This is a genomic window from Micromonospora sp. NPDC005237, assembly GCF_040607775.1.
In the GTDB taxonomy this organism is placed as follows: Bacteria; Actinomycetota; Actinomycetes; order Mycobacteriales; family Micromonosporaceae; genus Micromonospora.
In genome coordinates this window covers 169,771-194,354 of record NZ_JBEXHJ010000008.1, presented here as the reverse complement: position 1 = coordinate 194,354, position 24,584 = coordinate 169,771, and the positions used below count along the sequence as shown (strand labels likewise).

Annotated in this window: 23 protein-coding genes and 1 pseudogene; 15 read left to right on the top strand and 9 right to left on the bottom strand. The window is 70.4% G+C overall.

Going from position 1 to position 24,584, the window contains the following annotated elements; genetic code table 11:
• Positions 1-4 precede the first annotated feature (4 nt).
• The 5 genes from ABZT87_RS22805 (at position 5) to ABZT87_RS22785 (ending at position 4,572) form a co-directional block, all read left to right on the top strand.
• Positions 5-934, top strand: coding sequence for a F0F1 ATP synthase subunit gamma (locus ABZT87_RS22805; protein WP_354862468.1), 930 nt, complete (start codon positions 5-7; stop codon positions 932-934).
• A complete protein-coding gene (gene atpD, locus ABZT87_RS22800; RefSeq protein ID WP_354862466.1) occupies positions 934-2,370 on the top strand; it encodes a F0F1 ATP synthase subunit beta in 1,437 nt (478 codons plus the stop codon). Before ABZT87_RS22805 ends, atpD begins: the two co-directional genes overlap by 1 nt.
• 220 nt (positions 2,371-2,590) lie before the next feature.
• Positions 2,591-3,733, top strand: coding sequence for an LCP family protein (locus ABZT87_RS22795; RefSeq protein WP_354862464.1), 1,143 nt, complete (start codon positions 2,591-2,593; stop codon positions 3,731-3,733).
• Between the two features lie 89 nt (positions 3,734-3,822).
• Entirely contained in the window at positions 3,823-4,104 is a 282-nt protein-coding gene (locus tag ABZT87_RS22790; protein WP_354862462.1) for a F0F1 ATP synthase subunit epsilon, read from the top strand.
• A 12-nt stretch (positions 4,105-4,116) separates the two neighbouring features.
• Entirely contained in the window at positions 4,117-4,572 is a 456-nt protein-coding gene (locus tag ABZT87_RS22785; protein WP_354862460.1) for a DUF2550 domain-containing protein, read from the top strand.
• 356 nt (positions 4,573-4,928) lie between these two features.
• Here ABZT87_RS22785 and ABZT87_RS22780 read toward each other — a convergent pair whose 3' ends face one another.
• Complete coding sequence (locus ABZT87_RS22780) at positions 4,929-5,501, bottom strand: cob(I)yrinic acid a,c-diamide adenosyltransferase (protein ID WP_354862458.1); 573 nt, start codon at positions 5,499-5,501, stop codon at positions 4,929-4,931.
• Between ABZT87_RS22780 and murA the strand changes: the two genes are divergently transcribed.
• A complete protein-coding gene (gene murA, locus ABZT87_RS22775; protein WP_355137944.1) occupies positions 5,500-6,942 on the top strand; it encodes a UDP-N-acetylglucosamine 1-carboxyvinyltransferase in 1,443 nt (480 codons plus the stop codon). The genes ABZT87_RS22780 and murA overlap by 2 nt on opposite strands.
• Positions 6,943-6,999: 57 nt before the next feature.
• Here murA and ABZT87_RS22770 read toward each other — a convergent pair whose 3' ends face one another.
• Entirely contained in the window at positions 7,000-7,548 is a 549-nt protein-coding gene (locus tag ABZT87_RS22770) for an RNA polymerase sigma factor (RefSeq protein ID WP_354862456.1), read from the bottom strand.
• A 44-nt stretch (positions 7,549-7,592) separates the two neighbouring features.
• On the opposite strand from ABZT87_RS22770, the gene ABZT87_RS22765 reads away from it, so the two are divergent.
• A complete protein-coding gene (locus tag ABZT87_RS22765; RefSeq protein WP_355137942.1) occupies positions 7,593-9,038 on the top strand; it encodes a serine/threonine-protein kinase in 1,446 nt (481 codons plus the stop codon).
• Here ABZT87_RS22765 and ABZT87_RS22760 read toward each other — a convergent pair.
• Complete coding sequence (locus tag ABZT87_RS22760; RefSeq protein ID WP_355063545.1) at positions 9,029-9,664, bottom strand: hypothetical protein; 636 nt, start codon at positions 9,662-9,664, stop codon at positions 9,029-9,031. The genes ABZT87_RS22765 and ABZT87_RS22760 overlap by 10 nt on opposite strands.
• A 201-nt stretch (positions 9,665-9,865) precedes the next feature.
• Between ABZT87_RS22760 and ABZT87_RS22755 the strand changes: the two genes are divergently transcribed.
• Entirely contained in the window at positions 9,866-10,714 is an 849-nt protein-coding gene (locus tag ABZT87_RS22755; protein ID WP_354863111.1) for a 3-hydroxyacyl-CoA dehydrogenase family protein, read from the top strand.
• Positions 10,715-10,754: 40 nt separating this feature from the next.
• Here ABZT87_RS22755 and ABZT87_RS22750 read toward each other — a convergent pair whose 3' ends face one another.
• Both ABZT87_RS22750 and ABZT87_RS22745 read right to left on the bottom strand, forming a co-directional pair.
• On the bottom strand, positions 10,755-11,600 hold the full coding sequence (locus ABZT87_RS22750; protein WP_355137940.1) for an ABC transporter permease: 846 nt from the start codon (positions 11,598-11,600) through the stop codon (positions 10,755-10,757).
• Positions 11,597-12,448, bottom strand: coding sequence for an ABC transporter ATP-binding protein (locus tag ABZT87_RS22745; protein ID WP_355137938.1), 852 nt, complete (start codon positions 12,446-12,448; stop codon positions 11,597-11,599). Before ABZT87_RS22745 ends, ABZT87_RS22750 begins: the two co-directional genes overlap by 4 nt.
• 151 nt (positions 12,449-12,599) lie before the next feature.
• Between ABZT87_RS22745 and ABZT87_RS22740 the strand changes: the two genes are divergently transcribed.
• On the top strand, positions 12,600-14,606 hold the full coding sequence (locus ABZT87_RS22740) for a protein meaA (RefSeq protein ID WP_355063539.1): 2,007 nt from the start codon (positions 12,600-12,602) through the stop codon (positions 14,604-14,606).
• A gap of 14 nt (positions 14,607-14,620) precedes the next feature.
• Here ABZT87_RS22740 and ABZT87_RS22735 read toward each other — a convergent pair whose 3' ends face one another.
• Positions 14,621-14,917, bottom strand: coding sequence for a DUF1540 domain-containing protein (locus ABZT87_RS22735; RefSeq protein WP_355063537.1), 297 nt, complete (start codon positions 14,915-14,917; stop codon positions 14,621-14,623).
• Positions 14,918-15,605: 688 nt separating this feature from the next.
• Between ABZT87_RS22735 and ABZT87_RS22730 the strand changes: the two genes are divergently transcribed.
• Positions 15,606-16,169, top strand: a complete 564-nt coding sequence (locus ABZT87_RS22730) for a hypothetical protein (protein WP_355137936.1) — start codon at positions 15,606-15,608, stop codon at positions 16,167-16,169.
• Between the two features lie 167 nt (positions 16,170-16,336).
• Here ABZT87_RS22730 and ABZT87_RS22725 read toward each other — a convergent pair whose 3' ends face one another.
• Positions 16,337-16,954 carry a DUF4126 domain-containing protein gene (locus ABZT87_RS22725; protein WP_354856934.1) on the bottom strand — a complete coding sequence of 206 codons (618 nt, stop codon included), beginning with the start codon at positions 16,952-16,954 and terminating at the stop codon, positions 16,337-16,339.
• Between the two features lie 71 nt (positions 16,955-17,025).
• Here ABZT87_RS22725 and nucS point away from each other — a divergent pair, with 71 nt between their 5' ends.
• The gene (nucS, locus tag ABZT87_RS22720; protein ID WP_039908963.1) at positions 17,026-17,685 is read left to right on the top strand and encodes an endonuclease NucS; all 660 of its coding nucleotides are present in this window, start codon (positions 17,026-17,028) and stop codon (positions 17,683-17,685) included.
• 4 nt (positions 17,686-17,689) lie between these two features.
• Here nucS and ABZT87_RS22715 read toward each other — a convergent pair whose 3' ends face one another.
• Positions 17,690-18,349 (bottom strand): class I SAM-dependent methyltransferase, encoded by a 660-nt coding sequence (locus tag ABZT87_RS22715; RefSeq protein WP_355137934.1) that lies wholly within the window; start codon positions 18,347-18,349, stop codon positions 17,690-17,692.
• A gap of 79 nt (positions 18,350-18,428) precedes the next feature.
• On the bottom strand, positions 18,429-19,925 hold the full coding sequence (locus tag ABZT87_RS22710; RefSeq protein WP_355137932.1) for an aldehyde dehydrogenase family protein: 1,497 nt from the start codon (positions 19,923-19,925) through the stop codon (positions 18,429-18,431).
• 256 nt (positions 19,926-20,181) lie between these two features.
• On the opposite strand from ABZT87_RS22710, the gene ABZT87_RS22705 reads away from it, so the two are divergent.
• From ABZT87_RS22705 to ABZT87_RS22690, 4 genes and pseudogenes are all read left to right on the top strand, one after another.
• Positions 20,182-20,598 (top strand): FHA domain-containing protein, encoded by a 417-nt coding sequence (locus ABZT87_RS22705; RefSeq protein WP_354856940.1) that lies wholly within the window; start codon positions 20,182-20,184, stop codon positions 20,596-20,598.
• Positions 20,599-20,704: 106 nt separating this feature from the next.
• Complete coding sequence (locus ABZT87_RS22700) at positions 20,705-21,790, top strand: alpha/beta hydrolase (RefSeq protein WP_355137930.1); 1,086 nt, start codon at positions 20,705-20,707, stop codon at positions 21,788-21,790.
• A gap of 125 nt (positions 21,791-21,915) precedes the next feature.
• Positions 21,916-23,706, top strand: a complete 1,791-nt coding sequence (locus tag ABZT87_RS22695; protein WP_355066044.1) for a 3-hydroxybutyryl-CoA dehydrogenase — start codon at positions 21,916-21,918, stop codon at positions 23,704-23,706.
• A 40-nt stretch (positions 23,707-23,746) separates the two neighbouring features.
• Positions 23,747-23,977 (top strand): annotated as a pseudogene (locus ABZT87_RS22690) (sigma factor); the annotation flags it as partial.
• Between the last annotated feature and the right edge of the window lie 607 nt (positions 23,978-24,584).

Here is a 24,584-nt window from a genome sequence, read left to right as displayed (position 1 = left end):
TCCGATGGCGGCCCAGGTACGCGTTCTTCGTCAACGGATCCGCTCGGCGAAGTCGATGAAGAAGATCACCAAGGCGATGGAGCTCGTGGCGACGAGCCGGATCGCCAAGGCCCAGGCCCGGGTGCAGGCGTCCCTGCCGTACGCCCAGGCCATCACCAGTGTGCTCACGGCGCTGGCGTCCAACGCGCGGATCGACCACCCGCTGCTCACCCCGCGCGAGCGGGTGCGGCGGGCGGGCGTCCTGCTGGTCACCAGTGACCGTGGCCTGGCCGGCGGTTACAGCTCCAACGCGATCAGGATGGCCGAGTCGCTGATCGCACGGTTGAAGGCGGACGGCAAGGAGCCGGTGCTCTACGTCATCGGGCGTAAGGGTGTCGGGTTCTACCGGTTCCGCGACCGGCCGATCGAGGCGAACTGGACGGGGTTCAGCGAGCAGCCGTCGTTCGAGGACGCCCGTACCGTGGGTGAGACGCTGATCAAGGCGTTCACCGCCGGTGCGGACGACGTCGACGGCGGTTCCGGAGCGGACGGGGTGCTCGGCGTCGACGAGCTGCACATCGTCTACACCGAGTTCCACTCGCTGATGACGCAGACCCCGGTCACCAAGGTGATCGGTCCGATGCAGGTGGAGGACCGGCCGCGCTCCGAGGGGCTGCTGCCGGCGTACGAGTTCGAGCCGGAGGCGGAGGCGCTGCTCGACGCGCTCCTGCCGAGGTACATCAACACGCGGATCTACGCGGCGTTGATCGAGTCGGCGGCGAGTGAGTCGGCGTCGCGTCGGCGGGCGATGAAGAGCGCCACCGACAACGCCGAAGACATGATCGACAAGTACACGCGTGAGATGAACTCGGCCCGCCAGGCCGGGATCACCCAGGAGATCAGCGAGATCGTCGGCGGCGCGAACGCGCTGGCCGCGTCGGGAAGTGAAGTGTGATGACTGCCCCAGTAGAGACCAAGACGGCCACGGGTCGCGTGGTCCGGGTCATCGGCCCGGTCGTCGACGCCGAGTTCCCGCGCGACGCCATGCCGGCCCTGTTCAACGCGCTCAACGTCAACGTGAACCTGTCCGGCGGTGAGAAGACGCTGACCCTGGAGGTCGCCCAGCACCTGGGTGACAACCTGGTCCGCGCGATCTCGATGCAGCCGACCGACGGCCTGGTCCGCGGCGCGGAGGTGACCGACCGCGGCGAGCCGATCACCGTTCCGGTGGGCGACGCCGTCAAGGGCCACGTCTTCAACGCGATCGGCGAGTGCCTCAACCTCACCGAGGGTGAGACGATCCAGGCCGACGACCGGTGGGGCATCCACCGCAAGGCCCCGGCCTTCGCCGACCTGGAGCCGAAGACCGAGATGCTGGAGACCGGCATCAAGGTCATCGACCTGCTCGCCCCGTACGTCAAGGGCGGCAAGATCGGCCTGTTCGGCGGCGCGGGTGTGGGCAAGACGGTGCTCATCCAGGAGATGATCACCCGTGTCGCCCGTAACTTCGGTGGTACCTCGGTGTTCGCCGGCGTGGGTGAGCGCACCCGTGAGGGCAACGACCTCATCGCCGAGATGACCGAGTCCGGCGTCATCGACAAGACCGCGCTGGTCTACGGCCAGATGGACGAGCCGCCGGGCACCCGGCTGCGGGTGGCGCTCTCCGCGCTGACCATGGCGGAGTACTTCCGGGACGTGAAGAAGCAGGAGGTGCTGCTCTTCATCGACAACATCTTCCGCTTCACGCAGGCCGGTTCCGAGGTCTCCACGCTGCTCGGCCGCATGCCGAGCGCCGTGGGTTACCAGCCGACCCTGGCCGACGAGATGGGCGAGCTCCAGGAGCGGATCACCTCCGTCCGGGGCCAGGCCATCACCTCCATGCAGGCGATCTACGTGCCGGCGGACGACTACACCGACCCCGCTCCGGCCACCACGTTCGCCCACCTGGACGCGACCACCAACCTGGAGCGGTCGATCTCCGACAAGGGCATCTACCCGGCCGTGGACCCGCTGGCGTCCTCGTCCCGGATCCTCGCCCCGGAGTTCGTCGGCCAGGAGCACTTCCAGGTCGCCACCGAGGTGAAGCGGATCCTGCAGCGCTACCGCGACCTGCAGGACATCATCGCCATCCTCGGTATCGAGGAGCTCTCCGAGGAAGACAAGATCACCGTGCAGCGCGCGCGGCGGATCGAGCGCTTCCTCTCGCAGAACACCTACGCGGCGGAGCAGTTCACCGGCGTGCCGGGCTCGACGGTCCCGATCAAGGAGACCATCGAGGCGTTCCGCAAGATCAGCGAGGGTGAGTACGACCACTTCCCCGAGCAGGCGTTCTTCATGTGCGGCGGTCTCGAGGACCTGGAGCGCAAGGCTGAGGAGCTGATGAAGGGCTGACAGCCCGCTCATCCGTACCGCAAAAGACTGCCCCGGCAATGTCGGGGCAGTCTTTTGTTCATCTTGACGCCTTACCATCGTCGCGGTCCGTTACTCGTGGTCGTCGCTCCGGCGGCGCGCGAGATACGGTCGGTCCGCGCGTTCACCTGAACGAGCGCTGACTTCTGCAACCTTTCGACGACGTGCGCCCGTCTCCTCTTCGTGGGCGTAACGAACGGAGATGCGCGTGGGTAAGGCCGGCAAGAGTGGCCGCAAGTCGTCCATCTGGCGGGGCGTGCCGCGCTGGGCCAAGGTGTGCACCGTGTTCGGCCTGGTGCTGACCATGCTCAGCGGCGGGGTGCTGGTGGGCACCGAGGTGTTGATGGCCCGCTACGAGGGCGCCGTCGGCAAGGCCGACCTCTTCGGTGACCAGGCGGCCGGCGCCAAGGAGAAGAAGAGCGAGATCAAGGGTCCGCTCAACCTCCTGCTGGTCGGCATCGACCCGCGTACGCCGACGGCGGCGCCGCTGGCCGACTCGATCATGGTGCTGCACGTGCCCGCGTCGATGGACCGGGCCTACCTCTTCTCGCTGCCGCGTGACCTCTACGTCGACATCCCGGCGTTCAAGAAGGCCAACTTCTCCGGCGAGACGACGAAGATCAACGCAGCGATGTCGTTCGGCAGCCGGGTGCCCGACGGCAACCCCGACGCGGCGCGCGGCTTCGAGTTGCTGGCCACCACCGTGCAGAACGTGACCGGCATCAAGCGGTTCGACGCCGGGGCGATCATCAACTTCACCGGCTTCCAGAAGATCGTCGACGCGATGGGCGGCGTCGACATGTACGTCGAGCGGGACGTGAAGTCCGAGCACAAGCAGCCGGACGGCAAGCCCCGGCCCGGCAACACGCGCGGCGAGGGCTACGTCGGCCCGCAGGCGATCTACAAGAAGGGCAACCACCACCTCAGCGGGTGGCAGGCCCTGGACTACGTCCGGCAGCGCTACCCGAAGAACGGTGTGCCGGACGCCGACTACGGCCGGCAGCGCCACCAGCAGCAGTTCGTCAAGGCGATGGTCGGCCAGGCGTTCAGCGCGGACGTGGTCGCCAACCCGATCAAGCTCGACAAGGTGCTTCGCGCCGCCGGTCAGTCGCTGATCTTCAACGGTCGGGGCAACAGCGTGGTCGACTTCGGGCTGGCCCTGAAGAACATCCGCCCGAACACCATCCAGATGATCAAGCTCCCCGGCGGTCCGGTCTTCGAGGGCAAGACCTACAAGGGTGAGCAGTTCCAGGCGGGCGTCCCGGACTTCTTCACCGCCCTGCACAATGAACAACTGGACCCGTTCCTGCTCGAGCACCCCGAATTCCAGAACAAGACGAAGTAGGCGTGGCGCAGCTCTCCCCACCCGCGTTGGGGGTGGCTCGTCGTCACGACTAGACTTTCGGCAATCCGTCGCCGCAGCAAGGAGACAGCGTGGCACAGCAGCTTCACGTCGAGCTCGTCGCCGTCGAGGAGAAGGTCTGGTCCGGTGAGGCCGAGATGGTCGTCGCCCGGACCACCGAGGGTGAGCTCGGTGTCCTGCCGGGGCACGCGCCGCTGCTCGGCCAGCTCGCCGAGCCCGGCCAGGTCCGCATCAAGCTGGCCGGCGGTCAGCAGGTCTCCTACGACGTGGCCGGTGGCTTCCTCTCGGTGAGCGCCGAGGGCGTCACCGTGCTGGCCGAGAGCGCGACCCCGGTTTCCGCGCAGAGCCGCTGAGTCACCCCGCGGATGGAGATCGTCGAAGGCATCGGGATCGGCGTCGCCGTCATCCTCGTCGCGCTTCTCGTGCTCTTCGTCCGGCGGGCCGTCGTGACCTGCAGCGGTGGCATCATCCGGCTCAGCGTCCGGGTCACCACCGTGCTCGACGGGCGTGGCTGGTCACCCGGCTTCGGTCGGTTCGCCGGTGACGAGCTGCGCTGGTATCGAATGTTCAGCTTCGCGCTCCGTCCCAAGCGGGTCCTCTCCCGCAAGGATCTCGCGGTCGAGCGCCGCCGATTGCCCGAAGGGCAGGAACGGCTCTCCATGCCAGCCGACTGGGTGATCCTCCGCTGTACGAGTCACCACGCACCGGTGGAGATCGCCATGGCGCGGTCGACCGTGACCGGTTTCCTCTCCTGGCTCGAGGCCGCCCCTCCGGGGGCGGTCTCGCCGCGTATGGCCTCCCAGGACTGGCCGGCTGCCTGAGGCTCGTCCGTGGTCGCCCTTGGGGTTTCCGGGGGAGCCCGCCCGGCTCCGGGCGGTCAGGCTTGATCCCTGCGCCGGGCGGGCTCCCCCGGAAACCCTTCGTCGGGCACTGTCCGTCGTTCTGGCGCGGGCTTCTGTCAGCTGCCGTTACCGATGGAGACGCGTCCTGCCTCGCGGGTTGATCGGCTCGACTTTCCTGATGTCGGGGTGTCCTGGTGGCCGGGACACCCCGACTTCAAGGAAGCGGAGTTGATCAAGGCGCTGGTCGGGCGGCCGGGCTGAGGAGTCGGCTCGGCGAGGCGTGGTGGCGATCAGATTGGGAAGTCACACCTCGACGTCGCGCGCAGCGCCCGACCTCAGCGCTTGCCGCCGGGCACCCATAGCACATCTCCCGCCGGATTTGCCGTTCTTGACAGGATAAAGAGCAGATCGGAGAGCCGGTTGAGATACTTTGCCGGGAGCGGGCTGGTCCGGTCCGGATCGTGGCTGACCAGCGCCCACGCCGCCCGCTCGGCACGCCGGGCGATGGTCCGCGCCACGTGCAGCAGCGCCGCGCCCGCGGTGCCGCCGGGGAGGATGAAGGAGTCGAGCTTGCTCAGGCGTGCGTTGTACTCGTCGCACCAGCCCTCCAGGCGCTCGACGTACTCCTCGGTCACCCGCAGCGGCGGGTACTTCGGCTCCGGCTCGACCGGGGTGGACAGGTCGGCGCCGACGTCGAACAGGTCGTTCTGCACCGACGCCAGCACGCCCCGCAGTTCCTCGTCGAGCTGGCCGAGAGCGAGCGCGACACCGATCGCCGCGTTGCACTCGTCGACATCCGCGTACGCGGCGATGCGTGGATCGGTCTTCGGGACCTGCTCGTTGTTACTCAGCCTGGTCATGCCGGCGTCGCCGGCCTTGGTGTAGATGCGCGTGAGGTGGACGGCCATGACGCACAGCCTACGGATACCGGACCTGACGATCCCCGCACGGCCGGACGCGACAGCCGGCTGGCCCGCGGTGGTGGGTCCCGGCGACGCCGGCGATCCGGCGGTCAACGACGTCGACGTCATCCGGGTCTGCGGTGCCGCCCGGCTGGCGGGCACCGTGCACGTCGTCGGCGCCAAGAACTCGGCGCTGAAGTTGATGGCCGCCGCGCTGCTCGCCCCCGGCCGCAGTGTGATCACCAATGTTCCCCGGATCACCGACATCGCGATCATGGGGGAGGTGCTGCGGCGGCTGGGCTGCGACGTCCGGTTCGACGCGGACGACCCCGTTGACCCCATGGTGGCCCGCGGCGGGGTCGCCCGGTCCCGCTCGGTGACCATCGACGTACCCGCGCAGCCCGGCGCGGAGGCCGACTACGACCTGGTCCGACGGCTGCGCGCGTCGATCTGCGTGCTGGGCCCCCTGCTGGCCCGTCGGGGGTACGTGCGGGTGGCCCACCCCGGCGGCGACGCGATCGGCTCGCGCGGCCTGGACATGCACATCTCCGGGCTGACCCGGATGGGCGCGGAGATCTCCGGCGAGCACGGCTTCGTGGTCGCCGAGGCCCCGCACGGGCTGCGCGGCGCGGACATCGTGCTGGACTTCCCCAGCGTGGGCGCGACCGAGAACCTGGTGATGGCGGCGGTCCTGGCCCAGGGCACCACGACGATCGACAACGCGGCCCGGGAGCCGGAGATCGTCGACATCTGCACGATGCTCAATCAGATGGGCGCGCGGATCTCCGGCGCCGGCACATCCACCCTGCGGATCACCGGCGTGGCCGGCCTGCGTCCGGTGCGGCACGCCACAGTGGGGGACCGGATCGTCGCCGGCACCTGGGCCTTCGGCGCCGCGATGACGCGCGGCGACGTGACGGTGACCGGGCTGGACCCGGCCTACCTGGAGGTCGCGCTGGACAAGGTCGTCGCGGCCGGCGGCCTGGTCGAGACGCACGGTGACGGCTTCCGGGTACGCATGGACGACCGGCCCCGCGCGGTGGACGTGGTGACGCTGCCGTACCCCGGCTTCGCCACCGACCTGCTGCCCATGGCGATCGGGCTGGCCGCGGTCAGCGACGGCGCCTCCCTGATCACGGAGAACATCTTCGACGGCCGGTTCATGTTCGCCAACGAGATGATGCGGCTCGGCGCGGACATCAAGACCGACGGGCACCACGCGGTGGTCCGGGGGCGGGAGCGGCTGTCCGGAGCGCCGGTACGGGCCACCGACATCCGCGCCGGCGCCGGGCTGATCATCGCCGGCCTCTGCGCGGACGGGCCCACGGAGGTCTCCCACGTGCACCACGTCGACCGGGGGTACCCGGATTTCGTGGCCGACCTGCGCGCGCTCGGTGTGGCGGTGGAGCGGGGCACCGCGCCGGACGAGCCGTCGCTGGAGATCTGACGCCCTGGCCGGCGTCCCACCGGGTCGGCACCCGCGAACGCTGTGGGTCGCGCGGTGTCAGGTGGCCTGCAGCGAGGCACGCACGTGCCGTCGTGCGTCGTGGATACGTGACTTCAGGGTGCCGACCGGAATGGCGAGATGGTCGGCGATCTGGTCGTAGGTCAACTGGCACAGGTCACGCAGCACCAGCGGGGCGACCAGTTCGGGTCGGTGCGCCTCCAGTCGTTCCAGCGCGTCCAGCAGGTCGAGTCGGGAACCCGCGATCACGCTTGTGGTGCGCGGGTCGGCGGCGTCGAGCGGGAGCTGTGGCGTGGACTGCTCGTCGGCCCGGCGCTTGAGGCTGCGGTACGTCTGCCGGGCGCAGTTGGCCGTGACGATGTGCAGCCAGGTGGAGAACTTCGACCGGCCCGCGAAGCTGTCGATCTTGCGGGCGACCTGCAGGAGGGCATCCTGGCACGCCTCTTCGGCATCCTGCCGGCAGGGAAGGAGGCGCAGGCACTGCCGCATGACCTGCGGGCCGATCCTGACCAGCAACATGTCCAGTGCGGCGGCGTCGCCCCTTGCGGCACGACCGGCGAGATCCTCGATAGCAAGATCGTCTGACAAGCTCAGGCCCCGTTCCTCAGCGTCTTGTCGGCCATAATACGGGCGTGTCAGTACCCGGCAAGATCGGTCGATACCGCGTTGTACGGCGTATCGGTTCCGGAGCGTTCGCCACCGTGTGGCTCGGCGCCGACGATGCTCTGGACGCTTCCGTAGCGATCAAGGTGCTGGCGGACAACTGGTCGTACCACGCTGATCTGCGGGAGCGGTTCGAGCAGGAAGCGCGGATCATGCGGCGGACGGATTCCAGTCTGCTCGTGCGTGTGCTCGACGTCGGTGAGCTGCCGGACGGACGGCCGTACCTGGTGATGCCGTACGCGGCTGGTGGCACCCTCGCCGATCGGCTCGTCTCGGGGCCGCTGCCGGTACGGGAGGCCCTGCTCATCGCGGCCGACATCGCCAGCGCCGTCACGGTGCTGCACGAGGCCGGCGTGCTGCACCGGGATCTCAAGCCGTCCAATGTGTTGTTCCAGCCGGCTGCGGACCGGGATCGGGTGCTCGTCGCCGACCTCGGTCTGGCCAAGGCGCTCGCCAACGCGTCCGGCTTCACCATCGCGGCTGGCACACCCGGCTACATGCCACCCGAGCAGGCCACCGCCGGTGGTGGTCTGGACATCCGCGCCGACGTGTACGCGATCGGCGCGACGACCTACCACATGGTGACCGGCCGCCCGCCCGAGCCGGCACGGTCGACCGGTAGCCGTTCGGGCCGGGCCGGGCGCACCCTGCTCCGGCCATCCGAGCTTCGGCCCGGAATTCCCTCCGAAGTGGACGACCTGGTGCGCCGCGCGCTGCATCCCGACCCGCGGCAACGCTGGGCGTCCGCTGCCGTGATGCGCGAGGAGCTGCACCGGGTCATCGCGTCGTTGGAGCGGGACGCGGGCCGTGGCCGGTTCGTGCGGCAGGTGGGGCGGGTCGTCGGCGTCGGGGTCGCACTGACCGCGCTGCTGGCGATGACTGGTTCCAGTTCCACGCTGCCGGCACGGTCCGGGTGGGTTCGCGTGGACGACGCCTCCGGTGCCCTTTCGGTGGCGGTGCCGGCGAGCTGGGCCGGCCAGGTGAAGGACGCCGGCTGGGACCCTTCGGTACTGCGCCTTCCCGCTGGCCAGGCGCCGGGTCTCGTGGTCGCCCCGAACCTCGCCGTCTGGCCGGACCCGGCGAGTGGGATGGCCGGTGTGTTCGTCGGCGCGAGCAGGGGGCTGCTCGCCGGCGACCCGGAACCGGCGTTACCCGGCCACCCCTCCTGCGTCCGGCAGCCCGACCGGACCGTGAACGTGGGGGGTGACAGGGCGTTGGTACGACGGTGGACATCGTGTGGCGCTTCGGTGTCGTTCAGCGAGGTGGTGTTGGCCGTGCCGCAGCGCGGCTGTGGCGTCTACCTGCAGATCAAGCAGGTCGGTGACGAGGACCTGACCGACGAGATCCTGGCCGGCCTGCGGTTGTCCAGCGCGCTGGCGCCGCAGGCCGGCCGTTTCGGGTCCGTCTACTCGTAGCAGTTCTGGTTCGCGTACTGGAGGGTCAGCTGGGTGACTTTGCCGTTCCTCGTCCCGATGCGGTAGACGGCCTTGCTGTTGCCGGGGGTCTTCGCGACGCCGCGACCGTTCGTCGCGTCTCCGTCGGCTGCCTTCCACGTCGGGTAGATCCGCAGCATCTCGGCGCTCGACATGCCGATGCGCGCTCCCTCGGGCGTCCTGATTCCCTCGTACGCGTCGATGGTGGCGATTCCCAGGGTCGGCGAGAGGAGGACGACCCCGTCCTCGCTCGGGGCGGCCCGCAGGTGCGCCGGCGCGCAGTCGCCCCCGTTGTTCCCGAAGGCCCGCAGCTGTCCCGTCCCGGTGGCCTGCTGACGGGTCATGCCGAGCTTCAGCGAGCCGATGCCGTCCGGGCCCAGGACGAGCGACGCCGCGCGGGTCGGGTCGCTTGGCGGTCGGGCGGACGACGGGGACGACGGGGGCGGGCTGGACGGGGTGGACGGGGTGGGCGTGCCGGTGGTGGCCGCGCTGGTCGTCGGCTCAGGCGAGCCTGCGGGCGCAGCGTTGCCGCCCTGGTGTGCGGGTGACGAGCACGCCGCTGCGAGCAGGAGGCAGGTGAGGGTTCCGACCATGGACGTTGCGCGCATCATGAGCTCCTGTGTGATTCCACTTGTTGGTTGTCGTAAGGTTCGATGCACCCAGGCGGGATTTTGTTCGCTGTCGGGAGTCGTGCATCCGTCACACGAGCGCGGAATGGGATAGCCCACGGCGACTGGAGCCCTTAGTCATCGTTCAGGCTCGCAGACTAGGGTGCAGGCAGGCACTCAATCGCAGCGAGGGAGAAGCAGATGGCGGGTCGACTCGCGGTCGTCGGGGCCGGGCTGATGGGCTCCGGCATCGCCCAGGTGGCGGCGCAGGCGGGCTGGCAGGTGACGCTGCGCGACCTGGACGACGCGGCCACCACCCGGGGGCTCGGCGGCATCCGGAAGTCGCTGGAGAAGTTCGCCGAGAAGGGCAAGATCGAGGCGTCCGACGTCGAGGCGACGCTGGCGCGGATCACCCCGACCACCGACCTGGAGGCGGCGGCGGACGCGGACATCGTGGTCGAGGCGGTCTTCGAGCGGCTGGAAATCAAGCACGAGGTGTTCCGTGCGCTGGACAAGATCTGCAAGTCCGACGCGGTGCTCGCCACCAACACGTCGGCCATTCCGGTCACCCAGATCGCCGCGGTCACCGAGCGGCCCGAGGCCGTCGTCGGCACCCACTTCTTCTCACCGGTGCCGATGATGCAGCTCTGTGAGCTGGTGCGCGGCTACAAGACCAGCGACGACACGCTGGCCACCGTGCGGGCCTTCGCCGAGGAGATCGGCAAGACGGTCGTGGTGGTCAACCGGGACATCGCCGGCTTCGTCACCACGCGGCTGATCTCCGCCCTGGTGGTGGAGGCGGTCAAGCTGGTCGAGTCCGGCGTGGTGTCGGCGGAGGATCTGGACACCGCCTGCCGGTTGGGCTTCGGACACGCCATGGGCCCGCTGGCCACCACCGACCTGACCGGCGTGGACGTGCTGCTGCACGCCTCGAAGAACATCTACACCGACACGGCGGACGAGAAGTTCTTCCCGCCGGAGCTGCTCCAGCGCATGGTCACCGCCGGCGACCTGGGCCGCAAGACCGGCAAGGGTTTCTACACGTACTGAGTCGCGACGACCGGGGCGGCTGCCCGCCCCGGTCGACCGCTCAGCCGTCGCGCTTGGTGGTCCAGCGGAAGGTGGTCAGGCAGAGCACCAGGCCGATCACGCACCACAGGGCGAGCACCAGCGCCACCCGGCCCAGCTCGAACGACCCACCCGGCTCCTGGGCGCCGAAGCTCTCGGGCAGGAAGACCGCGCGCAGCCCCTGGCACATCCACTTGAGCGGGAACAGCGCCGCCACCTGCTGCATCCAGGTGGGCAGGTCGGTGAAGACGAAGAACACCCCGGAGATGAACTGGAGCACCAGGGCGACCGGGGTGACCACCGCCGAGCCGCTGCGGGCCGTGCGGGCCAGCGACGAGATGGCGATGCCACACAGGGTGCACGCGGTCACCCCGAGCATCGCGACCCAGCCGAAGGTGAACCACTTCGCGGCGGTGCCGGGCAGGTCGAGGTCGAACAGCGCCACCGCGAAGGCCAGCAGCAGGGCCGTCTCGGCGATGCCGATCGCCACCACCATGATCACTTTGCCGGCGAACCAGACCCACTTCGGCATCGGTGTGCCCCGGTAGCGCTTGAGCACCCCCCGGTCCCGCTCGATCGGGATCCAGATGCCGAGGTTCTGGAAGCTCACCGTCATCAGGCCGGTCGCGATCATGCCGGTGATGAAGTACTGGGTGAACTTGACCCCGCCACCGATCGTCCCGTGGAAGATCGACGCGAAGATCAGGATCATGATGATGGGGAAGCCCATCGTGAAGACCACGGACTCCCGACTGCGCAGGAACTGGGTGATCTCCAGCCGGCCCTGCCGCAGGGCCAGCGCGCCCGCGCCCAGCCGGCGGCCTGAGCGCGCGGCAGGCGGGGTAGCCGTTCTCGTCGTGGTCGTCATCGCGCGTGTCCGATCATCGTGAGGTAGACGTCCTCCAGGGTCGGCCGGGTCACCGTGAGGCCGGGGACCTCGCCGCCGTAGCGCGCGGCCAGGTCGGCGACCAGGGCCGTCGGCGTCGCGCTCTGCGCGCTCTCCAGCGTCCCTTCCGGGGTACGCCAGGAGACCGTGGCCAGAGCCTCCTGCCGGTTGCCCAGCCGGTTCGGGGCGGCCACCTCGACCAGCCGGCCGCCAGCGATCACACCGACCCGGTCGGCGAGCGCCTCCGCCTCGTCCAGATAGTGGGTGGTGAGCACGATCGTGGTGCCGGCCGCGGCGAGGTCGCGGATCAGCTCCCAGAACTCGCGGCGGGCCTCCGGGTCGAAACCGGTGGTCGGCTCGTCGAGGAAGAGCAGTTCAGGGCGGCCGATGATGCCCAGCGCCACATCCAGGCGGCGCTTCTGCCCGCCGGAGAGGGTGTGCGTACGAGCCTTCGCCTTGCCGGCCAGCCCGACCCGCTCGATGACCTTGTCCGGGTCGTCCGCGTCCGGATAGAAGCCGGAGAAGTGCCGGACCACCTCGGCCACGGTCAGCTCGTCGAACTCGCCGGTGCCCTGCAGCACGATGCCGACGCGGGAGCGCCAGCCGGCGTCGGGATGGGCCGGGTCCGCGCCGAGCACGGCCACCTCGCCGGCATCGCGGCGCCGGTAGCCCTCCAGGATCTCGACGGTGGTGGTCTTGCCGGCGCCGTTCGGGCCGAGCAACGCGAACACCTCACCGCGGTGGACGTCGAGATCCACGCCCGCCACCGCCACGTTGTCGCCGTACGCCTTGCGCAGCCCTCGGACGGAGATGGCCAGCTCGTCATCCATGCTGTCCAGTGTGCGTCCTGACCGCCACACCCTGCTGCCCGGGGTGTGGCGGTCAGCGCCACCGCGAGCGCTTCGGACCCGGTCGTCCGCGACATGGACCTGTGTGGTTTTCCACAACCCGTTTTACTGAACGGTAACTTAGACTCCGGCCATGGATGAGACCCCATCTGCGAGCCGGTTGCCCGAGCGGGACCGCCCGTGGGTGATGCGCACGTACGCCGGCCACTCCTCGGCCGCCGCCACCAACGCGCTCTTCCGCCGCAACCTCGCCAAGGGGCAGACCGGCCTGTCGGTCGCCTTCGACCTGCCCACCCAGACGGGGTACGACCCGGACCACGAACTCGCCGCCGGTGAGGTCGGCCGGGTCGGCGTGCCGGTGGCCCACCTCGGGGACATGCGGGCGCTCTTCGACGGCATCCCGCTCGCCGAGATGAACACCTCGATGACCATCAACGCCCCGGCGATGTGGCTGCTGGCCCTCTACGGCACCGTCGGCCTCGAACAGGACGCGGAGCTGGCCCGCTGCGCCGGCACCACCCAGAACGACATCATCAAGGAGTACCTGTCCCGGGGGACGTACATCTTCCCGCCGGCGGCCTCCCTGCGGCTCACCGCCGACGTGGTGGCGTACACGCTGCGGGAGATGCCCCGGTGGAACCCGGTCAACATCTGCTCGTACCACCTCCAGGAAGCCGGCGCCACGCCCGTACAGGAGGTTGGTTTCGCCCTGGCCACCGCCGTCGCCGTCCTCGACGCGGTCCGCGACTCCGGCCAGGTGCCCGCCGAGCGGATGGGTGACGTGGTGCAGCGCGTCTCGTTCTTCGTCAACGCCGGGGTGCGCTTCGTCGAGGAGATCGCCAAGATGCGCGTGTTTGGCGTGCTCTGGGACGAGATCACCCGGGACCGGTACGGGGTGACCGAGGCCCGGCAGCGACGGTTCCGCTACGGGGTGCAGGTCAACTCGCTCGGCCTCACCGAGGCGCAGCCGGAGAACAACATCCAGCGCATCGTGCTGGAGATGCTCGGCGTGACGATGTCCCGCGACGCCCGCGCCCGCGCCGTGCAACTGCCCGCCTGGAACGAGGCGCTCGGCCTACCCCGCCCCTGGGACCAGCAGTGGTCGCTGCGGATGCAGCAGGTCCTGGCGTACGAGTCGGACCTGCTCGAATATCCCGACCTCTTCGCCGGGTCGCACGTGATGACCGCACTCGTCGACGAGATCGTCACCGGAGCGCGCGTCGAGCTGGACAAGGTGCTGGAGCTGGGCGGCGTGGTCGCCGCCGTGGAGACCGGCTACCTCAAGAGCGCGCTGGTCGCCTCGCTGGCCGAACGCCGCCGCCGGATGGAGTCCGGCGCCGACGTCGTGGTCGGCGTCAACCGGTACGCCGAGACCGAGCCCTCTCCGCTGACCGCGGCCGGCGCCGAGGCCGTCGAACAGGTCGACCCCGCGGTCGAGGCGGCCGCCGTCGCCTCCGTACGCGAATGGCGTGCCGGTCGGGACGACGACGCCGTCGACGCGGCGCTGGCCCGGCTCCGCGCGGACGCCGCGACCACCGCCAACCTCATGCCGGCCACCCTTGAGTGCGTGCGCGTCGGGGTGACCACCGGGGAGTGGGCCGGCGCGCTACGCCAGGTCTTCGGCGAGTACCGGGCGCCCACCGGCCTGGCCGGCGCCACCGGCAGCGGCGGCGACCCGGGCCTCGCGGCGGTGCGGGAGCGCGTCACCGCCACCGCCCGCGAGTTGGGCAGCGGCCGGCTGCGGCTGCTGGTCGGCAAACCCGGCCTGGACGGGCACTCCAACGGCGCGGAGCAGATCGCGGTACGCGCCCGCGACGCCGGCTTCGAGGTCGTCTACCAGGGCATCCGGCTGACCGCCGGGCAGATCGTGGCCGCCGCCGTCGAGGAGGACGTCGACCTGGTCGGGCTCTCCGTGCTGTCCGGCTCGCACCTGGCCGCCGTACCCGCCGTCCTCGACGGGCTGCGCGCCGCCGGCCGGGCGGACCTGCCGGTGGTGGTGGGCGGCATCATCCCCGCCGGCGACGCCGACACCCTGCGGGCCGCCGGGGTGGCCCGGGTCTTCACCCCGAAGGACTTCGCCCTCACCGGCATCATCGACGACCTCGTGACGGTCATCCGGCAGGCCAACGACCTGCCCTGAGCCCGCTTCGCGGGTCAGCGACCGGCGTACGTCATGCAGTCGGCCATGTCGTTGTCCGGGCCGACCTTGATCGACGACGCGTGGCACTCCAACTGCTCGTTGTGCCGACAGTCGGAACGCTGGCAGGCGCCCACCTGGGCGGTGAGGCCGTCCACCCCGCCCCGCACGGGCGACTCGACGAAGGTGTGGCAGTGCGCGTGGTCCATGCTGCCGATGGTGATTGCGAAGGCGTGGCAGTCACCGCCCTGGTTGTACGCACACGCCGCGACCACACACTCCTGGACTCGGGGCATCTCCATCGCTGTGGTCATGCTGACCTCCTCTAGGCTTCTTGTCGCGATTCTAGGCATTTGTCGGTTGCAGAGGCCCGATATGTCCGCCTGACGATCAGCGCTGGCCCCGGCGCTCGGGCCGGATACCCGTCTCGGCGTGATCAACACGAGGGTCGGCGATGTCGGGGTATCGACCCGTCCCGGACACCCCGACATCGGCGATCCCGAGTCGATCACCGCCCGGACGCACCCCGTCGACCGTGTCCATCGCGTCGACCGGGCGAGATGTCCGTTTCCGGGCGGCGTCGGGGTGTGACCGGTCGCATCCGTGAGGCGGAATCGTGGCGGGCCGGGGGTCGTTACATACCCTGACGATCGCAGGACCACGGCCAGCCGCCCCGCCCGCTCAACCGGCGGGGGAATGGCCGGCCGGGCCGGGTCGTTGCAGACCCCCGAACGACCGTGGGCTCGCCCCCGGGTCCGCTATTCGGCCCCGGCGAGGGCCCGGGAATGACCCCGGCCCGACGGTCGTTACACACCGTCCCGGCGCCACGAGCCCCCCGCTCGTAGGCCGCCGCCCCCGGCGCCACGAGCGATCAGCCCGTAGGCCGCCGCCCCCAGACTTTTCCCCGCTTGATAGTGCAGCGCCCGACGAGGTGCTCACACCCGCGCCACCGCTTCCCCCGAACGGTGCGCAGGTGTTCCTACCCCCGAAGGAGCTACCCCCATGAACACGATCTTCCGTAAGAGCATGCTGTCCGTTGCTGGTCTCGCGTTCGCCGGTGGTGTCTTCGCCGGCCCGATCGCCGCCCACGCCAACCCCGCCACCGACGCCAAGCCCGTCGCGGCCGCCGTGCAGACGGCAGTGTCGAAGCCGCAGGGCGACCAGTCGCACATCAGCCTCAACGACGAGCAGACCGCCAACGCCAAGGCGATCATCGCCGCCACGAAGAAGGCCGGCCTGCCCGAACGGGCCGCGGTCATCTCGATCGCGACGAGCCTGCAGGAATCGAAGCTGGACAACCTCGGCCACCTCGGCGACGCCAACGACCACGACTCGCTGGGCCTGTTCCAGCAGCGCCCCTCCAGTGGTTGGGGCACCCCGGAGCAGATCACCAACCCCGAGTACTCCACCACCGCGTTCCTCAAGGGCCTGCGTCAGGTTGACGGCTGGCAGGACATGCCCCTGACCCAGGCCGCGCAGACCGTACAGGTCTCCGCCTACCCGGACGCCTACGCCCAGTGGGAGCAGCAGGCCACCGACCTGGTCGCCCAGCACTGGAACAGCTGACCGCACGAACCAATGGCCGGCACCCCGAACCCGGGGTGCCGGCCATTGTCATGCCCGCGAGATCCTGGACAGTTTCCGTCAACTGCTGACGGAAACTGTCCAGGATCTGAAGGCGCGAGCGGGCGAGCGAAGCGAAGCCGGTGCGCCCCGCGAGGAAGGCCCCCAGGTCAGACGCGGAAGCCGGCGGCGCGGGCCGCCTCGCGTTCCCGACGGCGTTCGGAGCGTCGACGGAAGAACCAGTAGATGAACACGACCAGGCCGACCAGGAAGGCGAGCACCAGCACCGGCAGGATGATCGCGACCAGGGAGACGACCACGCTTGTCGCGTCCTCGGCGGTGCTGGCGACCGGGGCGCCGAACCCGGCGGTGGTCGCGTTGATGACTGGCCGCGCGGCGGACTTGAGCAGGTGTACGCCGAAGGCGAGCAGGACGCCGGTGGCCACCGGCACCCACTGGTGGGAGGTGAAGAAACTCCCCGGGTCGCTGACGGTCACGGTCTCCGAGGACGACCCGGCGCCGAAGGCGAGGCCGCCGGCGGTGGGCCGGACGACGGTCTGCACCACGTCGTTGATGTGGTCGACCACCGGCACCTTGTCCGCCACCACCTCGACGGCGAGCAGGACGGCCAGGATGACGATGACCCAGCCGTTGCCGAGCCACGTCCAACCGCTGGGCAGGTCGATCAGGTTGGTGTAACGACCGAGTAGACCGAGGATGAGCAGGGGTATGTAGGCGTTCAGCCCCGCCGAGGCGGCGAGGCCGGTGCCGGTGAGGACTTCGAACACGGTCTCAGCATCGCACCGACGCGCCAGTGCCGCTCGGTGGCGGCCGTCGGGTGCTCGGCTACCCTCGTCGGGTGCGGTTGGTCATTGCGAAGTGCTCGGTGGACTACGTCGGACGGCTCTCGGCTCACCTGCCGCCGGCCACCCGGCTGTTGATGGTGAAGGCGGACGGGTCGGTGTCCATCCATGCCGACGATCGTGCGTACAAGCCGCTGAACTGGATGAGCCCGCCGTGTCGGCTGGAGGAGGCCCCCGGCGTGTGGCGGGTGGTCAACAAGGCCGGCGAGGAGCTGCGGATCACCCTGGAGGAGGTCTTCCAGGACACCTCGTACGAGCTGGGTGTGGATCCCGGCCTGCGCAAGGACGGGGTCGAGGCGCACCTGCAGGAGTTGCTGGCGGCCAACCCGGGTGTGCTGGGCGAGGGGTACACGTTGGTGCGCCGCGAGTACATGACGGCGATCGGGCCGGTGGATCTGCTGTGCCGGGACGCCAACTCCGGCGCCGTCGCCGTCGAGATCAAGCGGCGTGGCGAGATCGACGGGGTGGAGCAGTTGACCCGCTATCTCGAACTGATGAACCGCGACCCGCTGCTCAGCCCGGTCACCGGGGTCTTCGCCGCCCAGGAGATCAAGCCGCAGGCCCGGGTGCTCGCCGCCGATCGTGGCATCCGGTGCGTGGTCGTCAACTACGACCGGCTGCGCGGCATCGAGAAGGACGAGCTGACCCTCTTCTGACCGCTCACGCCTCGGTTCGGACGGCGATCAGCGACTTCGGCAGGCCGGCCAACCGCTCGATGAGCATTCGCGAGTCGGGGAAGTAGTGGCGCATCTGCGAGCGGTCCAGCAGTTCGGTCCAGAGCACCTGGTGAATGGCGGCTTCGTGGCTGCGGGTCGGTTTGTGTCCGAGAGGCCAGCGGCGGGCGAGCGCGGTGCGCAGCCGGATCGGCAGAAACTGCATTCCGGGCGCGATCCAGTGCGGCTCGATGGGGAAGTAGCGGTAGGGCGTCTGCACCCAGTGGCGATCGGCCAGTGACCGGGCGGCGGCGGCGAACCGCAGCCGGCGTTCGTGCCCGCCGACGTGCTCCAGCACTGAGTTGGAGAAGACCAGGTCGTAGGCGCCGTTGGCGACGTGGGGTGGCAGGTCGCAGGCGTCGGCCTGTTCGACGTGGGCCCATTCCGGCACCGTGGCGGGCGGCTGTTCCAGGTTGACCACTGTGACCCGGGCCGGTCGGACGGTGGCGCGGTGCCAGGTGCCGAGCCGGCCGCCGAGGTCGACGACATGCATGTCGCCGATCTCGGGAAAGGTGCGCGCCAGCCAGTCCGAACGACGACGCCGCTGCCGTGCGCTCCACGACTGGTCACTGTCGACAAGGCGGTGGCGCAATCGATTGTGGCCCATTTAACGCAATGTACCGCCGCGACCACGCCACATAAACATGTGGATACGCTGATCAACGCCCAGATCGGTTATCCGACACTCATTTGCCGTACATCATCTTGATGGCCTTGATGAGGCGTGCCACGTCGGTCGGGGTGCGTTCGAAGGTCATCGACGGCAGCAGCGATCGTGCCCGGCGGCGGGTGATGGCCTTGGCGCGGCCGAATTCGCGCAGGCCGTCCTCGCCGTGGATCCGCCCGAAGCCGGAGTCGCCGACCCCACCGAACGGCAGCGTGGACATCCCGGCGAAGGTCAGGGTGGAGTTGATCGAAGCCATCCCCGAGCGCAGGCGCCGCGCGATGGACACCGCACGCTGCCGGCCGAAGACCGAACCCCCCAGGCCGTACGACAGGGCGTTGGCGCGGGCGACGGCCTCGTCGGCGTCGCGGACCCGGCTGATGGTCAGCGTCGGGCCGAAGGTCTCCTCGCGGACGGCGGCCGACTCCTCCGGGACGTCCACCAGCACGGTCGGATGCACGTACGGAGGTTGCACCGCATCCGGGCCGCCGAGCACGGCGCGACCGCCGGAGCTGACCGCGGCGTCGATGTGCCGGCGGATCACCTCGATCTGGCCGGGCATGGTGATGGGGCCGATGTCGGCGCCCTCCGGGCCCACGGTCAGCCGGCCGGCGCGGGCGACGACCTTGTCGACGAAGGCGTCGAAGACCGGGTCGACGGCGTAGACCCGCTCGATGCCGATGCAGGTCTGGCCGGCGTTGGTCATGGCGCCCCAGACGCACGCCTCGGCGGCGGCGTCCAGGTTGGCGTCGCTGTCGACGATCATGGCGTCCTTGCCACCGCCCTCGATCAGCACCGGAGTCAGCGTCTCGGCGCAGGCGGCCATCACCTTCCGGGCGGTCGCGGTGGAGCCGGTGAAGGCCACCTTGTCGACCCCGGAGCGGCACAGCGCCGCGCCCACGTCACCGAGGCCGTGCACGGCGGTGAACACCGGCTGCTCGGGCACCACCTCGGCGAAGGTGTCCACCAGCCACTGGCCGACGGCGGGCGTGTACTCGCTGGGCTTGAACACCACGGCGTTGCCGGCGGCCAGGGCGTACGCGGCGGAGCCGATCGGGGTGAAGACCGGATAGTTCCACGGGCCGATCACAGCGACCACGCCGTGCGGCTGGTATTCCAGGTGCCCGGAGAACTCGGCGAGGATGAGCCGCGACCGCACCCGGCGCGGACCGAGCACCCGACCGGCGTTGCGCGCCGCCCAGTCGACGTGCTCGATCGCGGTGACGATCTCGACGATGGCGTCGGGGACCGGCTTGCCGCCCTCGACGTGCACCAGGTCGGCGAGCTGCTCGATCCGCTGGGCGAGCAGCGCGCGCCAGCGCAGCAGCCGTTGCCGGCGGCCGGTGAAGCCCAGGCCGGCCCACCACTCGCCGGCGGCGCGGGCCCGGTCGACGGCCTGCCGCACGTCGGCAGCGGTGGCGACGGGCAGGCGGCCCGCCTCGGCGCCGGTGGCCGGACTGGTGGAGACCAGCTGGTCCGCCTCGATGAGAGGGGTGCCGGGGACATGCACAGCCGTCATGGCGGAAGTCTAGACCCGAACATTACTCATCGGTAGGGCACGATTTCGGGTCGGCCGGACGGGAGTTGCCTCGGCCCGCCCGCTCGTTGATCAGTGCAGGTCAGGCGCTGGGTGCCGGAGGCCGGCCGCCCGAATCGTCGAACGGCGGGTGGCCGGGAGGTGACGAGGAGCTGACCGGCTGGTCGGTATTGGCGATTACCGTCTGATGGCAGGCTGACGCGCGGAGTAACGGTGTGGGGTGGAGGGCTGACTGTCCATGGAGGAACATCCGGAACTGCTGCCGCTGTTGACGGTCGCTGGTGGGCCGATGCGCGGCGCGAGCTTTCGCCTTCGGGTCGAGCCGCAGGTGATCGGTCGGGCACCGACCGGTCACGTGGTCATCAACGACCCGCACCTCAGCCGTCGGCACGCCGAGGTGTGGCTGGCCCCGGAGGGCGCCTCGCTGCGTGACCTGGGCTCGACCAACGGCACCTGGCTCAACGACCGCCGGATCACCGAGGTGGAACGCCTCTCCGACGGCGACGTGATCCGGCTCGGTCGGACCGAGCTGCGCCTGTTCGACCCGGGGGTCGCCCACACGGATCCGGTCGGGCTCAGCTTCGGCCCGGCCCGGCGGGACATCCGCCCGACGCTGCCCCTGCCGTTGGCCACCCCGCCCACCGGCCGCCGCTGACCGGCGGCGAAGGCCCCTGCCGGGGTGTGGGCGGTGGTCCGCCACACCGGGCGGCGCCGCCGGGTGGCTGTCCAGCACCTGGACCGGCGGACAACGGCGTGGCAGCATGCCGCGGATGGAGAGCGAGCAGCGGGTCGTGACGGCGAACGGCACGACCCAGGCGGTACGGGTGGCCGGCCCGCCGGACGGCACTCCGGTGCTGCTGATCCACGGCAACTGCTCGTCCTCGCTGTTCTGGGAACCGTTGCTCCGGCGGCTGCCGCCGACGCTGCGGGTCGTGGCCCCTGACCTACGGGGGTACGGCGACTCCGCGACCGCTCCGGTGAACGCCACGCGGGGCCTGCGGGACTTCGCCGACGACATCGCCGCCCTGCTGGACGACCCGACGCTCTTCGCCAGCGCCAGCGCCAGCGGCAGTGGCCTGCCCGTGGTGGTCGGGCACTCCCTGGGCGGGGGAGTGGCGATGAGGTTGCTGGTCGACCATCCGCACCGGGTGGGCGCGCTGCTGCTGGCCGCGCCGGTGTCGCCGTACGGCTTCGGTGGCACGCGCGACCTGACCGGCACGCCGACCACCCCCGACTTCGCCGGTACCGGCGCCGGCACGGCCAACCCCGACTTCGTCGCGCGGCTCGCCGCGGGTGATCGCGACGCCGACGCGCCGGCCAGCCCGCGCGCGGTGCTGCGGGCCACCTACGTGGCCGATCCCGCCTCGCTGGGCGTCGACGAGGAGCTGCTGCTGGACAGCGTGCTGTCCACGGCGACCGGCGACGACAACTACCCCGGTACGGCGGTGCCCTCGGCGAACTGGCCGGGCACCGCGCCGGGGGAGCGCGGCGTGCTCAACGCGCTCGCACCGACCTGGTTCCGGATCGCCGACGAGCTGGTGGCCGTCGCACCCAAGCCGCCGGTCACCTGGGTACGCGGGGACGCCGACGTGATCGTGTCGGACACGTCGCTGTTCGACCTGGCGTACCTGGGTTCGCTGGGTGTCGTGCCCGGCTGGCCGGGCGAGGAGTCCTGCCCGCCGCAGCCGATGGTCGGCCAGACCCGTGCGGTGCTGGAGCGGTACGCGGCGGCCGGCGGCGCGTACCGCGAGGTGGTGTTGCCCGGCTGCGGGCACAGTCCGCACCTGGAACGCCCGGCGGAGTTCGTCGCGGAGCTGCTCGCGCTGACCGGCGTGCCGGCCGTCTAGCGGCCCCTCGCGCCGTGGGTGAAATATGCCACGGCGTCTCGACAACCGAGCGTCACGTGGCAGACTCGCGCGCATAACCTTAGCGGCCGTTCAGTGGCCGTGCGGAGTGTCTGGGGAGGCCGATCGTGGCGCGCGAGTTCAGCACCGTGGGTGTGGTGGGGCTGGGCACCATGGGTGCCGGCATCGTCGAGGTCTTCGCCCGCAACGGCATCGACGTGCTCGCGGTCGAGATCTCCGAGTCGGCGCTGGAGCGCGGCCGGGCCACCCTCACCGGCTCCACCGATCGCGCCGTGGCCAAGGGCAAGCTCGCCGAGGCGGACCGGGACGCGCTGCACGAGCGGGTGCGCTTCGCGGTGGGGCTGGACGCCCTGCACTCCGTGGACCTGGTGATCGAGGCGGTGCCCGAGCACCTGGACCTCAAGCAGCGGATCTTCGCGGAGCTGGACCGGGTCTGCCGGCCGGACACCATTCTCGCCACCAACACCTCGTCGTTGAGCGTCACCGAGATCTCGGTCGCCACCACCCGGCCCAACCAGGTGATCGGCATCCACTTCTTCAACCCGGCGCCGGTGATGAAGCTGGTCGAGGTGGTCCGCACCGTCGTCACGTCGCCCGAGGTGGTCGCCGACGTCGAGGCGTTGTGCGCCCGGCTGGGCAAGGTCGACGTCACCATCAACGACCGGGCCGGCTTCATCGCCAACGCGCTGCTCTTCGGCTACCTCAACCACGCGGTCGGCATGTTCGAGTCGCACTACGCGACCCGGGAGGACATCGACGCGGCGATGAAGCTCGGCTGCGGCCTGCCGATGGGCCCGCTGGCGCTGATGGACCTGATCGGCCTGGACACCGCGTACGAGATCCTGGACACGATGTACCGCCGCGGCGGGCGGGACCGCCGGCACGCCCCCGTGCCGCTGCTCAAGCAGATGGTGACGGCGGGGCTGCTCGGCCGGAAGTCCGGTCGGGGTTTCTACACCTACCAGCGGCCGGGCTCCCCGGTCGTCGTACCGGACGAGGCGACGCCGCCGGCCACGGAGGCCGCGCTCGCCGACGGCGCGCGCGCCATCGCGAAGGTCGGTGTCGTCGGATCCGGGACGATGGCCACCGGGATCATCGAGGTGTTCGCGAAGGCCGGCTACGAGGTCGTCTCGGTGACCCGGGGCGCGGAGAAGTCCGCGGCGGTCTGCGAGGCGGTGAAGACCTCGCTGAACAAGGGCGTGGTGCGCGGCAAGCTCGCCGAGTCCGACCGGGACGCCGCGCTCGGCCGGATCAGCTGGTCGGCCACGCTCGACCACCTCGCCGACGTCGACCTGGTGGTCGAGGCGGTCGTCGAGGAGTTGAGCGTGAAGAAGGCGCTCTTCGCCAGCCTCGACGAGATCTGCAAGCCGGGCGTGGTGCTGGCCACCACCACCTCGTCCCTGCCGGTGATCGACGTGGCGATGGCCACCCAGCGGCCGGCCGACGTGGTGGGCCTGCACTTCTTCAACCCGGCGCCGGTCATGCCGCTGGTCGAGGTGGTCCGGACCATCCGTACCTCCCCGGAGGCCACCGCCACCGCGCGGGCGGTCTGCGCCGCGCTGGGCAAGACCGGTGTGGTCTGCGGCGACCGGTCCGGGTTCATCGTCAACGCGCTGCTCTTCCCGTACCTGAACGACGCGGTGAAGATGCTGGAGGCCAGCTACTCCACCGCCGACGACATCGACCACGCCATGAAGCTGGGCTGCGGCTACCCGATGGGCCCGTTCGAGCTGCTCGACGTGGTGGGGCTGGACGTCTCGCTGGCCATCCAGCGGGAGCTGTACCTGGAGCTGCGCGAGCCGGGCTTCGCGCCCGCGCCGCTGCTGGAGCACCTGGTCACGGCCGGCTACCTGGGCCGCAAGACCCGCCGCGGCTTCCGCGACCACTCGCACCGCTGACCGGGTCAACGCCGGAGGGACCCGGCCGCGTCTACCGGATGTGACCTTCGAGGAGTACGTCTCCAGCCGCGGCCCAGCCCTCGTGCGGCTGGCGCGGTTGCTCACCGGTGACGAGCACCGGGCCGAGGACCTCACCCAGGAGGTGCTGTCCCGGGCGTACGTGCACTGGCGCAAGATCGCCCGAGCCGACCGGCCCGACGTGTACGTGCGCCGCATGCTCGTCAACGCCAACAACTCCTGGTGGCGTCGCCGGTCCAGCCGTGAATTGTCCACCAGCGTCTCGTTCGGCAACGTCCAGGTCGACGTGGCCGGGCCGGGGCCCCAGACCTTCGACGGCACGATCCACCCGACGAGCGATGGCGCGAGTGGCGTGGTCACGTCGTGGCGTCCCGCGCCGGGTCTGTACGCCCGTGCCGTCATCCTGGGAGGGGACCGCGCCGGGCTGGAGCAGGCGGTCCGGGCGCTGCGCTGGAACGAGGCCCGGTCGTGCGCCGTGCCGCTGCGGCTCGGCAGCCTGCCCGACCGCGCACCGATCACCTCCTGCTCGGTCGACGTCAGCTCATACCCGAGACTGGTCACCTCGGACTTCACCCTTGCGCGGGCGGCGACCCAGGTCATGTTCGTGAACTACCGCTACGCGAGCGGGGCCGGCACCCGTACCGAGGGGAACCGGACCATCGCTGGCCGGCCCGCGAATCTCTCCGCCGACGGGACGACACTGGATCTTTTCGGCATCCGCAAGACGGTGGTGAGCGTGAACTTCGGCTGGCAGTGGGACGGCCCGCCGCCGACCGGCGTCGAGCCGGGCGCGACGAGCGGTTTCACCGAGGCGGACGCGACGACCGTGCTGGCGGGAGCGCGGGTCGTCGAGGACCCGA

Bases quoted from the DNA above. Each gene is read 5' to 3' on its own strand.
- ABZT87_RS22745 (WP_355137938.1), bottom strand. From the start codon at position 12,448: ATGGATGACGAGCTGGCCATCTCCGTCCGAGGGCTGCGCAAGGCGTAC.
- atpD (WP_354862466.1), top strand. From the start codon at position 934: ATGACTGCCCCAGTAGAGACCAAGACGGCCACGGGTCGCGTGGTCCGG.
- ABZT87_RS22710 (WP_355137932.1), bottom strand. From the start codon at position 19,925: ATGACGGCTGTGCATGTCCCCGGCACCCCTCTCATCGAGGCGGACCAG.
- ABZT87_RS22760 (WP_355063545.1), bottom strand. From the start codon at position 9,664: ATGCGCGCAACGTCCATGGTCGGAACCCTCACCTGCCTCCTGCTCGCA.
- ABZT87_RS22755 (WP_354863111.1), top strand. From the start codon at position 9,866: ATGGCGGGTCGACTCGCGGTCGTCGGGGCCGGGCTGATGGGCTCCGGC.
- ABZT87_RS22780 (WP_354862458.1), bottom strand. From the start codon at position 5,501: ATGGCCGTCCACCTCACGCGCATCTACACCAAGGCCGGCGACGCCGGC.
- ABZT87_RS22805 (WP_354862468.1), top strand. From the start codon at position 5: ATGGCGGCCCAGGTACGCGTTCTTCGTCAACGGATCCGCTCGGCGAAG.
- ABZT87_RS22740 (WP_355063539.1), top strand. From the start codon at position 12,600: ATGGATGAGACCCCATCTGCGAGCCGGTTGCCCGAGCGGGACCGCCCG.
- ABZT87_RS22735 (WP_355063537.1), bottom strand. From the start codon at position 14,917: ATGACCACAGCGATGGAGATGCCCCGAGTCCAGGAGTGTGTGGTCGCG.
- ABZT87_RS22750 (WP_355137940.1), bottom strand. From the start codon at position 11,600: ATGACGACCACGACGAGAACGGCTACCCCGCCTGCCGCGCGCTCAGGC.
- ABZT87_RS22785 (WP_354862460.1), top strand. From the start codon at position 4,117: ATGGAGATCGTCGAAGGCATCGGGATCGGCGTCGCCGTCATCCTCGTC.
- ABZT87_RS22700 (WP_355137930.1), top strand. From the start codon at position 20,705: ATGCCGCGGATGGAGAGCGAGCAGCGGGTCGTGACGGCGAACGGCACG.
- ABZT87_RS22730 (WP_355137936.1), top strand. From the start codon at position 15,606: ATGAACACGATCTTCCGTAAGAGCATGCTGTCCGTTGCTGGTCTCGCG.
- ABZT87_RS22705 (WP_354856940.1), top strand. From the start codon at position 20,182: ATGGAGGAACATCCGGAACTGCTGCCGCTGTTGACGGTCGCTGGTGGG.
- ABZT87_RS22795 (WP_354862464.1), top strand. From the start codon at position 2,591: ATGCGCGTGGGTAAGGCCGGCAAGAGTGGCCGCAAGTCGTCCATCTGG.
- murA (WP_355137944.1), top strand. From the start codon at position 5,500: ATGACGCACAGCCTACGGATACCGGACCTGACGATCCCCGCACGGCCG.
- ABZT87_RS22715 (WP_355137934.1), bottom strand. From the start codon at position 18,349: ATGGGCCACAATCGATTGCGCCACCGCCTTGTCGACAGTGACCAGTCG.